Below are 12,457 nucleotides of genomic sequence, written 5' to 3'. Positions count from 1 at the left end.
CATCAAAATCATGTAACCAAGCAAGCAAAGCAACGAGATATAATGTACCATATAAATATTCCAGAAGTCAACTATCCAAACAAAGAAATTTTCAACCCCAATAATAGCCCCACACCTGGCAACCCTAAAACAGTCACAGTTCCTATGGTTGCAGGGTTCAGAGGGATGTAGGTTCCAGTTAACCAGCCGGAATAATTAACGATGTATATCCCAACTGCAGCCAGCACCAAATGAATTCCAAATGATGTGAAAAACGATAACCCCATCCTCTTCCTAAATAAAATAACGATAAGCCCCAGTAATGATATAACCAATACAGATCCCAGTATGATACTCTTCATATCCAACACCTCCATGTATAGTGCAAACCTGAATCTACATACTAATCCCTCGCTGTGTTTCAACCTCATTATTAGCTCTGGCACGCTTGGCTCTCTTCAAATGGATCTGATACTTCCGCTCTGCTGCCTCCAATACATAGATGGCATAATCAATCTCATCCTGCCCCTGAGCATCTTCAAACTGCCTCATCGCCCGTTCCCACTCCTGCTTTGCCGTCTGAATATCCGCATAAATCTGATTTGCCTCAAGCTCCTTCAACATTCTGTTGTGTTTCTCTACCGAGTTCCGTGCATTTCGCCACATAAACATAAACTCTCCCCCTCCTGATCAGCACAGCATATTCTCATACATATCAGGGAAAGGACAAACTTAGAACTTGGACGTTTCATTTTCACCACAAAAAAAAAAAAAAAAGAGAGCCCCAAGGCTCTCTTTGCACATCCAAACATATTCAGCCTCCGAAGTTTCTAAGGAAGCACGCTGTGCTAAACCAATTCAAACACACTAACGCATCTCCCTGCGCCCTTCCAACGCTTTGGAAAGGGTCACTTCATCCGCATACTCCAGATCGCCACCTACAGGCAATCCATGGGCAATCCGGGTCACACTGATTTCAAACGGACGCACCAAGCGGGAGATGTACATTGCTGTAGCCTCGCCCTCAATATTGGGGTTCGTCGCCAGAATGATCTCTTTTATCCGTTCATCACTTAATCGAATCAGGAGTTCCTTCAAACGGATATCGTCTGGGCCAATTCCCTCCATAGGTGAAATTGCACCCTGTAACACATGATAGTACCCATCGAATTCCTTGGTGCGCTCCATCGCCACCAGATCTTTCGAATCCTGAACTACACAGATTACAGAGACATCTCTGGACTTATCCTGACAGATGCGACACGGATCCGTATCGGTGATATTACAACACACAGAGCAGTAATGAAGGTTACGCTTCACACTCACGAGTGCTTTGGCAAAGTCGATAACGTCATCTTCCTTCATGTTAAGCACATGAAAAGCTAAACGCGCTGCCGTCTTGGGACCCACACCCGGCAACCGGGTGAAGGCATCAATCAGCTTTGCTATTGGTTCGGGATAATACAATCGATTGTGTCTCCTTTGACAGGATCAATTTTTAATTAAAATAATCCCGGAATATTCATGCCGCCTGTGAACTTGCCCATATCCTTGTTGGCAATCTCATCAGCTTTGGCCATTGCATCATTAACAGCCGTCATAACGAGATCCTGCAACATTTCAACATCTTCCGGATCTACCGCTTCCGGTTTGATCGTGATAGCAAGCAATTTCTTGTGTCCGTTAACTTCAGCCGTCACAACGCCGCCACCCGAAGTACCTTGGACTGTCTTGTCCGCCAGTTCCTCTTGTGCTTTCAGCATTTGCTCCTGCATTTTCTTCACTTGTTTCATCATTTGGTTCATGTTGTTCATAATTGTTCATCTCCTTTGTTATAGTTATCGCGCTGTGCGCATTATTCTTTGATCACTACAAGGTCCTCACCAAAGAGCTGGATAGCTTCATCAATCCAAGGCTGTTTGTTGCCTGAACCGCCGTCTTCATGCTCAGGTTCAAGCTTAAAGTCCTCCTTTGGCGCTTCAGAAGCCCCTTCCATTGCCCCGGTCCAATCTTTGAGCATCATCGTCACCAATCGTGCTGGACGCCCAAGTTGTTCGGACAACACCCGCTCAATGACTTCACGGTTAGCCTGCTTCTCCGTCGTTTCGCGGTGAATATTGTTTTTAAAAGCAACCAGAACATTGTCTTCAAGCAATGATACTGGCTCACCATCCACAAACCAGGCATGAACGGTAACCCTTTCTTCCTTCACTCGTTGCAGGATCTGACTCCATTTTTTGCTGAGATCTGCGAACTCAGGGGCTCCCTTGCGGGCAACATACTGATCCAACTGTGCAGGAAGCTTCGCAGGCGAGTTCCCTCTCGATACAGGGGCTCTCGTTGCCGGTCGCGATGGAGCGCTTGATGCACCCTCTCCACCAGACAACCCGCTCTTAAGTGCACGATCCAACTTCTTCTCCAGCTCAGCAAGTTGCTGCTTCAAGCGGTTGATCTCTCCCCCATCAGCAGGTGCCGCATGTGATGAAGCTCCAACTTGAACAGAGACCTCTCCTTGTGCTGGAATACTACACAGTTTAAGCAACGCAACTTCAAATAATGTCTGTGGCTGTACCGCATATTTCATCTCACTCTGATACCGATTAAGGGTGTCGATCATGTGGAACAGTTGCTCCTTGGTAAACGACTCCGCCATATCACGGAAAGATTCCGGATTAAGTACCCGGTCCGTCAGTTTATCTGCATCAGGTACCATCTTAATCATAAGCAAATCACGGAAATAATAAAGCAGATTCTCCATGCACTTGTCTGCACTCTTTCCTTCATGCATAAAGCCTTCAATCATCTGCAAAATTTGACCAACATCACCTTTAAGCAGTGAAGCAGCAAGTTTGGCAAATTGCTCCGAAGCAATTCCGCCGGTCATATCCATAACCTGCTGGTACGTTACTCGTCCATCCGTAAATGAAGAGATCTGATCCAGCACACTAAGTGCATCCCTCATTCCACCGTCCGATAAACGGGCAATGTATTGGAGTGCATCCTGGTCAGCTTCCATACCTTCCTGTTCACAGATCAGTGTAAGCCTTGCTGTCTGCTCTTCCAAGGAAACCCGGCGAAAATCAAATCGCTGACAACGCGATATAATGGTAGCCGGAAGGCGATGTGGTTCCGTTGTTGCCAAAATAAACATCACATGTGGCGGTGGCTCCTCCAATGTTTTGAGCAAAGCATTGAATGCCTCCGTCGTCAGCATGTGCACTTCATCAATAATATAGACTTTCTGCCGGACTTCGGTTGGCGCATATTTAACCTTTTCCCGAAGATCACGGATTTCCTCAACACCACGATTGGATGCAGCATCAATCTCCTGTACATCCATCACAGCGCCAGTCGTAATCCTGCGGCAAGCTTCACACTCGTTACAAGGTTCAGGCGCAGGCCCACGTTCGCAGTTCACAGCTTTGGCCAAAATCTTGGCGGCACTTGTCTTTCCCGTTCCTCTGGGCCCGCTAAATAAGTAGGCGTGGGAAGTCCGCTGTTCACGAATCGCGTTCTGCAAGGTCTGAATAATATGCTGTTGTCCCACCATATCTTGAAACGACTGGGGACGCCAAGCCCGGTATAACGCGATATGCTCCATGATGCGTTACCTTCCTTCCACTTCGCATTCGAGTCCTTTGTCGTTCCCCTATTATACTATATTCCGGGGTGAATCCAAACTTTATCTGACTCATTCATGCGTGGTTTTTTAAGACATATCAAAAAGACCTCTGCATACATACAACTGCAAAGGTCTCTACATTTAAATGGTAAGCCGTGCACCTGCTATCGATATTTGCGATCCAAGTGGCACCCCTGAACAATAGCTCGGGCTAGGCGACCCTCCGGCACAAGAGTAATCTCACTTATGGCTGCTTCCTTCCGGACCTGACCAGGTTCATGAGCACTCATTGCGGAGGACCCAACCGTCAACACCACGTTCAGGGACCAAACCTCACATCGACAAAACCTCTAGCAGGAATTCAACCTCGCTATAGCGGATTGCGAGTTACAGGGCACCGCTACCTCCCCATCTAGCACGGTAAGAAATAGTATAACGTAAGGTTATCCAAATTGCAACCAGAAGGAACTTGGAGGCAACTAGGCATGCATAAAAAATATAAAAACCCCCGCCAGATCAGCAGGGGTATGTTGAATGCAATTAGCAGACAACTCCAAGAATTGTCCTATTAGATTCCGTATTTCTTCTTGAAACGATCAACACGGCCGCCAGCATCGATAAACTTCTGTTTACCTGTGAAGAACGGGTGGCACGCGGAGCAAATCTCTACACGAAGTCCGTCTTTAACCGAACCTGTCTCAAAAGTATTCCCGCAAGCGCAAGATACTTGACCAATCGTGTAATTAGGATGAATTGCTTCTTTCATTACCTTTCACCTCTTTCCGCCCTGAGCCTCAAGCGGACCCAGAGTAAATGGCACAACTCTGAGATTATAACACGGCCTATTGCCTGTTGCAATCCATTATTGTTAAGAGGTAATCAACCGTTTAGGACGCGCCATTCCAGCTGGTGGAACGTGGGTATACGATCCGATCACCACATCAGGCAGCTCGTCTTCAAAAATCTCAATCATCTGCTTCATGCCCAGGATATCACCTTGAGCTGGAGGAATTAACCCCAGATAGCTCTCGGGATCAATATTGAGATTACGCATCTGAATCAAACGTAGATCCGTTCTTCGTGCAAACTCAATCATCGCCTCAATCTCTTCTTCACGATCTGTTACGCCAGGGAAAATCAAATAGTTAATGGACGTGTATACACCTTGCTGCGCCGCGTATTTCATCGACTTCTCGACATTAGCCAAGGTATAACCACGCGGCTTATAGTATGCGTTATAGTGGTCATCCAGTGCACTAATTGTACTTACGCGCATCAGATCCAATCCAGCGTCTACAATACCTCTAATGTGATCATTCAGACCGGCATTGGTATTAATGTTGATATACCCCATATCCGTTACAGAACGTACTTCACGAATCGCTTCAATAATCAGCTTGGCCTGCGTGGAAGGCTCCCCTTCACAACCTTGTCCAAAACTAATGATGGATTCTGGTGTTTTCAGGTGTTCCATCATGACCTGGACAATCTCATCCACACGCGGACGGAAGTTCATACGTGTCTGCGGTGAAACAAAGCCACTGTCATCCGGTTGCTCGGAGATACATCCGAAACAGCCCGCATTACAGGAATAGGATACCGGCACTCCGCCTTCCCAACGATTCAGGAACGTGTTCGACGAAGTTAGACATTCATATCCGAGCGCACAGTTGGACAGATGGGTATATAGACGGTTCTCGGGATATTGCTCCGTCAACCGTTTAACCCCCGAACGCACATCATCACGATCACAGTTCAGCGGATTCCATTGGTCAGGACTATCCGACTTCGAAGCTGTGACATAGAACCCGCCATCTTTCCAAACTACTGCGGAATAACCGAACAACGGCAACTTATATTCCTTATCCGTCTTCACATAACCAGGGAGACACAAACGAGTGAATCCCTGTGGAAGCAATGCACCTACAGCCTGTGTGTCTGTTGGCATTGGCAGCATCTCACCGGTGTCCGGGTCCATACCAATGGGCCGGGTACTCGGGAGTCCAACCAACGTTGCACCTTCTGGCAGAGGAATCAACTCATCCTCCATAATCTCAACGATCATATCTCCACTGCGGGCAAGCCCGTACAGGGAAGGGTGATCAAATACATTACCTTTTTCATCCGCGTATACTAAATACATGATGTTCTCCTCACATCTAATGGGTTAAACCTAACGACGAGTGTATTTTAAATTCCAGCAACGCTGTAAAAGCATGTTATTGGTCGAACGACACTTAAGTCGATGTACCTGACGTAGCTGTCTGTCTCGGTGAGCGACGGGTTGTTGTTGTCCCCGAATTGCTTGTTGGACCATTACCAGCTGAATCAAATGCCGCCAAAAACTCTGCATTCGTCTTGCTGTTACGAAGTTTCTTCAGGAAACCTTCGACAAAGTCATGTGAATCATTCATGTTCTTACGAATCGTCCAGATCGTATCCAGCTCTTCCTTGCTGAGCAATACCTCTTCACGACGCGTACCAGAACGACGAATGTCGATCGCCGGGAATATACGACGCTCAGCCAGACGACGGTCCAGATGCAGCTCCATATTACCCGTACCCTTAAACTCTTCATAAATGACGTCATCCATACGTGATCCGGTATCAATTAATGCCGTTGCCAGGATGGTCAGGCTTCCGCCTTCTTCCACATTCCGGGCAGAACCGAAGAAACGTTTTGGACGATGGAATGCAGCTGGGTCAATACCACCACTAAGTGTACGACCGGATGGTGGAATAACCAGGTTATATGCACGGGCAAGACGCGTAATGCTATCCAGCAGGATAACGACATCCTTTTTCGCCTCAACCAGACGAAGTGCACGTTCAAGCACCAATTCCGCCACCTTGATATGGTTCTCAGGCAGTTCATCAAATGTAGAAGCCACAACTTCCCCTTTTACCGAACGCGACATATCCGTTACTTCCTCTGGACGTTCATCAATCAACAGGACAAATAGTTCAATTTCAGGATTGTTAGTTGAGATGCTGTTGGCAATTTCTTTGAGGAGAAGCGTTTTACCCGCTTTGGGAGGTGCTACGATCAATCCGCGCTGTCCCAATCCTACCGGGGCGAGCACATCCATAATGCGTGTGGACAAATGGTTGGGGGATGTTTCGAGAACCAGTTTTTTCTGCGGATACAGTGGGGTTAGTGCCGGGAAGTGAAGTCGCTCTGCAGCCGCCGATGGATTCTCACCATTTACAGCGTTGACTTGCAACAAACCGAAGTATCTCTCGTTTTCCTTAGGCGTTCTACACTTACCTGATACGAGGTCACCTGTTCTTAAGTCGAACTTGCGAATCTGAGAAGCTGAGATGTAGATGTCTTCCGTACTTGGCAAGTAGTTAATGGGTCTTAAGAATCCGTAACCTTCAGGTAGAATCTCGAGTACGCCTTGCATGAACATCAGACCGCTCTGTTCAGCTTGTGCGCGTAATATAGCAAAGATTAATTCTTTCTTTTTTAACGTACCATAGTAAGGTATCTGATATTTTTTGGCCAGCTTGTAGAGGTCCGTTAGTTTCATTTCTTCCAAATCGGAAATTTGTAGATCCATATAATAACCACCTATTCAATTAATAAGTCCGTGTGAAATGGATAGTTTCGCTAGATGTTCCGGCTATAGAGCGCAGCATCTGCCACAATCTCTTCTGTCCATTGTACGGAATGTAACCGTTATAATGCAAATACTTGTCTTTGAGTGTAAGTTTCCGGGTGGGATGGCCAATATTCGGCAAGATCCGCTAATGAGTGAACACGATGCATTGAGGCGATCAATCCGGATAGACCGGCTATGGAGCGCAGTTCAAACAAAACCGGGGGTTGGGGAAGAGAAATGATGTTCTTACAGCCATATGAAGTTTGATTCAAAAAAAGACCCTCCGGTAAAGGAAACAGAAACATTTCGTTTTATCCGGAGAGACTGAGAACTCTATTAAAACAGGTTTACCCAATTACTGAAAGGATATGCAGTTCAGCTAAAATAAACATGTGTATGACTGAATCATGCATGATACTGCCATATTAATCGGTTTCCCGCCATACATCTGCACCAAGCAGGCGCAGATTGGTCACCAGATGATCGTAACCACGGTCGATATATTCGACCCCCGTTACTTCAGTCACACCTTCACTGACGGTGAGACCTGCAATCACCAGCGCCGCTCCAGCGCGAAGATCGGATGCTTTTACTTTGGCCGCGTTCAATGCACTGCCTTCAATAATCGCTGACCGTCCTTCTACCCGAATCTTTGCGCCCATCCGCACCAGCTCAGGCACATGCTTGAATCGATTACTATATACAAAGTCGCTCAGGACACTCACGCCGGTTGCCTGTGTCAAAACACTGGTCATCGGTGACTGTAGATCTGTTGGGAAACCAGGATATACAAGTGCCTTCACGTCAACATGGTTATAATTCGGTTTACCCATGACACGTATACTTTCATCCAATTCCTCAATGCCAACACCCATCTCCAGCAGCTTTGCCGTTAAAGCCTCCAGATGTTTGGGAATCACATTGTCAATCAGAACATCTCCGCGCGTTGCCGCTGCAGCGATCATATACGTACCTGCTTGGATACGGTCCGGAATGATAGAATGACGACAGCCTTTAAGCTCCGAAACTCCTTCAATACGGATCGTTTCGGTACCTGCACCCTTGATGCTGGCACCCATGGAATTCAGAAGTGTTGCTACATCTATAATCTCAGGCTCTTTAGCCGCGTTTTCGATAATTGTAGAGCCTTTGGCACGAGTAGCCGCCAGCATAATGTTAATGGTTGCACCGACACTGCTTACATCAAGATAAATCTTTGCTCCGCGCAGCTCTTTAGCATGCAAATGAATGGAGCCGTGTTCGTTTGTTACGGTTGCGCCAAGCGCTTCAAACCCTTTGATATGTTGATCAATTGGACGAGGCTCAAAATTACAGCCCCCTGGTAAACCTATGGTCGCTTCTTTAAAGCGCCCTAGCAATGCACCCATCATATAATACGAAGCGCGAAGCTTCTTCACGGGACCATTCGGCATAGGAATGGATTTGATGTCAGAAGGATCAATCTTCATCTGACTGCCTTCCCAAGTCACATGTGCTCCGAGTTCCTCCAAAATTTCTGCATAAACCGCCACATCACTCAAAAGTGGCAGGTTGTCCAACACGACTTCTGACTCGGCAAGCAATGCTGCAGGAATAAGCGCAATGGCGCTGTTCTTGGCGCCGCTTATAGTTACAGTTCCCTGTAACGGACGTCCGCCACTAATCATCAATTTTTCCATAAAGCTTAATGTCCCCCTACGTGTTTTGCAGCCGATGAACGGCAATACGTGATGTTGGCTTCCGATGTAGAAATAAGGTGTGAAAATGGAAAGACACCGGCTAGGCGGTGTTCTTCCATTTCACAGTATGGAACTGGTAAAGATAAATTACGCTTTGTTGTTGGAACCAAACTCACGGATTTTACCTTTAACTGTTTCTTTGATTGCGTCACGGCCTGGTACGATGAATGTACGTGGATCGTAAGCATCTGGTTTAGCTGCAAGCACTTCACGAACTACTCTTGCGAAAGAGATTTGGTTCTCTGTGTTTACGTTGATTTTAGATGTACCCAGGGAAATGGCTTTGTCGATGTCGTGTTTAGGAATACCAGTACCACCGTGCAATACGAGTGGAACTTGTACCGCGTCACGAACTTCTTCCATCTCTTTGAAGCCCAAGTTAGGCTCGCCATGGTAAGGACCGTGTACGGAACCAAGAGCTGGTGCCAATGTGTCGATACCTGTTTCTTTAACGATACGGATACACTCGTTCAGGTCAGCGTACATGATACCACCGATAACGTCGTCTTCTTGTCCGCCTACAGTACCTACTTCAGCTTCTACAGAAACGCCTTTAGCGTGTGCATATTCAACAACTTTTTTAGTCATTTCGATGTTCTCATCGATGGAGTGGTGGGAACCGTCGATCATAACGGATGTGAATCCAGCATCGATCGCTTCTTTACACTTGTCGAAGCTTGAACCGTGGTCCAGGTGAATTGCAACTGGAACAGTGATTTTCATGTCGTGGATAAGTCCTTCTACCATTTTAACTACAGTGTAGAAGCCACCAATGTGACGTGCTGCGCCTTCGGATACACCCAGGATTACTGGGGATTTCTCTTCTTCAGCAGCACCAAGAATCGCTTGAGTCCACTCAAGGTTATTGATGTTGTATTGACCAACTGCATATTTTCCTTCGAGTGCTTTGTTCAACATGTCTGTCATAGATACTAATGGCATGGTTTCAATCCTCCTAGGGGTTTGGGTTGTGTCTATGGTTTTTAGCCGAAATCACATACGGGCTTATTATACCACATCCCATGTCAAATACTAAACAAGCATTTGCAAAAATGCTGTGCTTTGCAGCACAGTTTTCATAGACACCGCTTTATGACTTCCCCATTTCCAATATTCCCCGGATGAAGGAGCGAAATACCCCATTGTTCCACCAAGTACCATCTATGTTCTTCACACGCAAAAAAATCCTGTATCTACAGGATTCAGCTGCATTTATTGGCGGCACTATTGCGAAGTTGCATATTCACAGCCACTCGCATCTCATCGATATCAAACGGTTTTGTAAAATGCATGAGCGCTCCGAGATCCGTGGCTTCCTTGATCATGTCCAATTCACCATAAGCGGTCATCATGATGACCTTGATATCCGGATCAATTTCTTTAATATGCTTCAGGATTTCCAGACCGTCCATCCCAGGAATCTTCATATCGAGCAATACCAGATCAGGCTTGTCATTATTCACAATCTCCAGGGCAACCTTGCCGTTGGGTGCTTGAAACGTGTTATATCCTTCACTGCTGAACACTTCCATTAACAGGATTCGAATACCATTCTGGTCATCAACAATCAAAACTTTTTTATCTTCCACTCTGTAACCTCCTAGAATTAGGAAAGCATGTACGTCTTCGAATCTGGATAACTATCCCATAGTCGTCATGATAAGTATTCTACCTCTTCCATTAAAATCCTGCTACCTTCACAAAATGACAAAAAGCATTTCGACCTACTTTTTACATAAAAAAAGGGATGTTCCGGCATCCGCTAAATGGTTGCCAGGAACATCCCCGATATCTATTACGTTAACACTAAAACCATGTATTATTTCTGTGCATTCTCCAGAGAAGCTTTTACAAACTCACGGAACAATGGTTGCGGACGGTTCGGACGGGAAGTGAATTCCGGGTGGAATTGTACTGCCAAGAACCATGGGTGTCCTGGAAGTTCCACGATCTCAACCAGACGTCCATCCGGGGATGTACCCGAGATAACCAGTCCTGCTTTTTCGATCGTTTCACGGTATTCATTGTTGAACTCATACCGGTGACGGTGTCTCTCATACACCAGCTCGTCATCATAACAAGCCATCGCCAAAGAACCTTCCTGAAGCTTACAAGGATACAGACCCAGACGCATCGTGCCACCCAGATTCTCGATATCTTTTTGCTCAGGCAACAGATCGATCACAGGGAATTCCGTAGCCGGATTAATCTCGGAGCTGTTTGCACCATTCAAGCCAACGATGGAACGTGCATACTCAATAACGGAAACCTGCATACCCAGGCAAATACCGAAGAACGGAATTTGTTTCTCACGAGCATAACGGATTGCCGATACTTTACCTTCAATACCACGATCTCCAAATCCACCAGGAACAAGGATACCGCCAATACCATGTAACAAGTCGCCTACATTCTCATCCGTAATATCTTCAGAAGGAACCCAGCGAATTTTCACATCAGCGTTGGATGCAAATCCTGCATGAGACAAGGACTCAACAACACTCAGATATGCATCGTGCAGCGCTACATATTTACCAACAATAGCGATCTCAACCGTATGCTCCAACTTGTTGATCCGGTCAACCAACCCTTCCCACTCGCTCATATCCGGTGCAGGAGTAGTCAGTTTGAGGTGGTTTACCACAATCTCATCCAAGCCTTCTTCACGCAAGTTCAGAGGTACTTGATACAACGTGTCTGCATCACGACATTCAACTACAGCATTCTCATCAATATCGCAGAAGAGAGCAATTTTAGCTTTCATGTCGTCAGACAATTCATACTCGGTACGGCATACAATCACATTCGGTTGAATACCGATGCTACGCAATTCCTTAACACTGTGCTGCGTTGGTTTTGTTTTCACTTCACCAGCTGCTTTGATATAAGGAATAAGGGTTACGTGGATGTACATTACATTGTCGCGACCTACATCACTCTTGATTTGACGAATAGCTTCCAGGAAAGGCAAGCTCTCGATGTCGCCCACTGTTCCGCCAATTTCCGTAATAACCACATCCGAACCAGCTTCACGTCCAGCGCGGAATACACGCTCTTTGATCTCGTTCGTAATGTGTGGAATAACTTGTACCGTTCCGCCCAGATATTCCCCGCGTCGCTCTTTGCTGATGACGGAAGAGTATACTTTACCAGTCGTGACGTTGCTGTTTTTGGAGAGATTGATATCAATAAAACGTTCATAGTGGCCAAGGTCCAGATCCGTTTCCGCGCCATCATCCGTAACAAAAACCTCGCCGTGCTGATAAGGACTCATTGTCCCTGGGTCGATGTTGATGTATGGATCAAATTTCTGAATCGTTACCTTAAGCCCTCTGTTTTTCAGCAATCTGCCCAGCGAAGCAGCCGTAATTCCTTTGCCCAGGGAGGACACAACTCCGCCCGTCACGAAAATATACTTTGTCACTGTTATTACCCTCCTAATATAAGTACAGAAATTCAGGCGATATATGGTGTTATCGTAACCTGTTTCCCAGGTAATCATCGTTAAAAAG

Annotated in this window: 12 protein-coding genes and 1 other RNA gene; all 13 read right to left on the bottom strand. The window is 46.3% G+C overall.

All coding sequences use genetic code 11. The annotated features are described in order from the left end of the window. Positions 1 to 71 precede the first annotated feature (71 nt). The 13 genes from MHI06_RS00680 to MHI06_RS00620 all read right to left on the bottom strand — a co-directional run bounded on the left by MHI06_RS00680 (position 72) and on the right by MHI06_RS00620 (position 12,369). Positions 72 to 341, bottom strand: coding sequence for a pro-sigmaK processing inhibitor BofA family protein (locus MHI06_RS00680; protein WP_340400094.1), 270 nt, complete (start codon positions 339 to 341; stop codon positions 72 to 74). 34 nt (positions 342 to 375) lie between these two features. Continuing rightward, entirely contained in the window at positions 376 to 603 is a 228-nt protein-coding gene (locus tag MHI06_RS00675; RefSeq protein ID WP_340402026.1) for a DUF2508 family protein, read from the bottom strand. 243 nt (positions 604 to 846) lie between these two features. After that, positions 847 to 1,446, bottom strand: coding sequence for a recombination mediator RecR (gene recR / locus MHI06_RS00670; protein WP_062838113.1), 600 nt, complete (start codon positions 1,444 to 1,446; stop codon positions 847 to 849). Between the two features lie 35 nt (positions 1,447 to 1,481). Continuing rightward, complete coding sequence (locus MHI06_RS00665) at positions 1,482 to 1,793, bottom strand: YbaB/EbfC family nucleoid-associated protein (RefSeq protein ID WP_036607248.1); 312 nt, start codon at positions 1,791 to 1,793, stop codon at positions 1,482 to 1,484. 41 nt (positions 1,794 to 1,834) lie between these two features. Beyond that, positions 1,835 to 3,580 carry a DNA polymerase III subunit gamma/tau gene (gene dnaX / locus MHI06_RS00660; RefSeq protein ID WP_340400093.1) on the bottom strand — a complete coding sequence of 582 codons (1,746 nt, stop codon included), beginning with the start codon at positions 3,578 to 3,580 and terminating at the stop codon, positions 1,835 to 1,837. 174 nt (positions 3,581 to 3,754) lie between these two features. Beyond that, positions 3,755 to 4,022: signal recognition particle sRNA large type (gene ffs, locus MHI06_RS00655), an RNA gene on the bottom strand. A gap of 147 nt (positions 4,023 to 4,169) precedes the next feature. Further along, entirely contained in the window at positions 4,170 to 4,367 is a 198-nt protein-coding gene (gene rpmE, locus MHI06_RS00650; RefSeq protein ID WP_036607255.1) for a 50S ribosomal protein L31, read from the bottom strand. 102 nt (positions 4,368 to 4,469) lie between these two features. After that, positions 4,470 to 5,744 carry a radical SAM protein gene (locus tag MHI06_RS00645; RefSeq protein WP_169483060.1) on the bottom strand — a complete coding sequence of 425 codons (1,275 nt, stop codon included), beginning with the start codon at positions 5,742 to 5,744 and terminating at the stop codon, positions 4,470 to 4,472. Between the two features lie 94 nt (positions 5,745 to 5,838). Further along, a complete protein-coding gene (gene rho, locus MHI06_RS00640) occupies positions 5,839 to 7,164 on the bottom strand; it encodes a transcription termination factor Rho (RefSeq protein ID WP_062838116.1) in 1,326 nt (441 codons plus the stop codon). Between the two features lie 467 nt (positions 7,165 to 7,631). Continuing rightward, on the bottom strand, positions 7,632 to 8,885 hold the full coding sequence (locus tag MHI06_RS00635; protein ID WP_169483061.1) for a UDP-N-acetylglucosamine 1-carboxyvinyltransferase: 1,254 nt from the start codon (positions 8,883 to 8,885) through the stop codon (positions 7,632 to 7,634). Between the two features lie 147 nt (positions 8,886 to 9,032). Next, positions 9,033 to 9,887 (bottom strand): class II fructose-1,6-bisphosphate aldolase, encoded by an 855-nt coding sequence (gene fba / locus MHI06_RS00630; protein WP_169483062.1) that lies wholly within the window; start codon positions 9,885 to 9,887, stop codon positions 9,033 to 9,035. 260 nt (positions 9,888 to 10,147) lie between these two features. Next, positions 10,148 to 10,534 (bottom strand): response regulator, encoded by a 387-nt coding sequence (locus MHI06_RS00625; protein WP_340400092.1) that lies wholly within the window; start codon positions 10,532 to 10,534, stop codon positions 10,148 to 10,150. A 230-nt stretch (positions 10,535 to 10,764) separates the two neighbouring features. Beyond that, positions 10,765 to 12,369: a CTP synthase gene (locus MHI06_RS00620; protein WP_062838120.1), complete on the bottom strand. Its 1,605-nt coding sequence runs from the start codon at positions 12,367 to 12,369 to the stop codon at positions 10,765 to 10,767. Positions 12,370 to 12,457: the final 88 nt, after the last annotated feature.

It is taken from the genome of Paenibacillus sp. FSL H8-0079 (assembly GCF_037991315.1).
Lineage (GTDB): Bacteria > Bacillota > Bacilli > Paenibacillales > Paenibacillaceae > Paenibacillus.
Note: the sequence above shows the minus strand (reverse complement) of the source record. Positions and strands in the feature narration are given on the sequence as shown.

What these genes read in the sequence shown, in the direction of transcription:
- MHI06_RS00680 (WP_340400094.1), bottom strand. Translation starts at nt 341, where the DNA reads ATGAAGAGTATCATACTGGGATCTGTATTGGTTATATCATTACTGGGG.
- MHI06_RS00645 (WP_169483060.1), bottom strand. Translation starts at nt 5,744, where the DNA reads ATGTATTTAGTATACGCGGATGAAAAAGGTAATGTATTTGATCACCCT.
- MHI06_RS00665 (WP_036607248.1), bottom strand. Translation starts at nt 1,793, where the DNA reads ATGAACAACATGAACCAAATGATGAAACAAGTGAAGAAAATGCAGGAG.
- MHI06_RS00675 (WP_340402026.1), bottom strand. Translation starts at nt 603, where the DNA reads ATGTTGAAGGAGCTTGAGGCAAATCAGATTTATGCGGATATTCAGACG.
- dnaX (WP_340400093.1), bottom strand. Translation starts at nt 3,580, where the DNA reads ATGGAGCATATCGCGTTATACCGGGCTTGGCGTCCCCAGTCGTTTCAA.
- rho (WP_062838116.1), bottom strand. Translation starts at nt 7,164, where the DNA reads ATGGATCTACAAATTTCCGATTTGGAAGAAATGAAACTAACGGACCTC.
- MHI06_RS00635 (WP_169483061.1), bottom strand. Translation starts at nt 8,885, where the DNA reads ATGGAAAAATTGATGATTAGTGGCGGACGTCCGTTACAGGGAACTGTA.
- fba (WP_169483062.1), bottom strand. Translation starts at nt 9,887, where the DNA reads ATGCCATTAGTATCTATGACAGACATGTTGAACAAAGCACTCGAAGGA.
- rpmE (WP_036607255.1), bottom strand. Translation starts at nt 4,367, where the DNA reads ATGAAAGAAGCAATTCATCCTAATTACACGATTGGTCAAGTATCTTGC.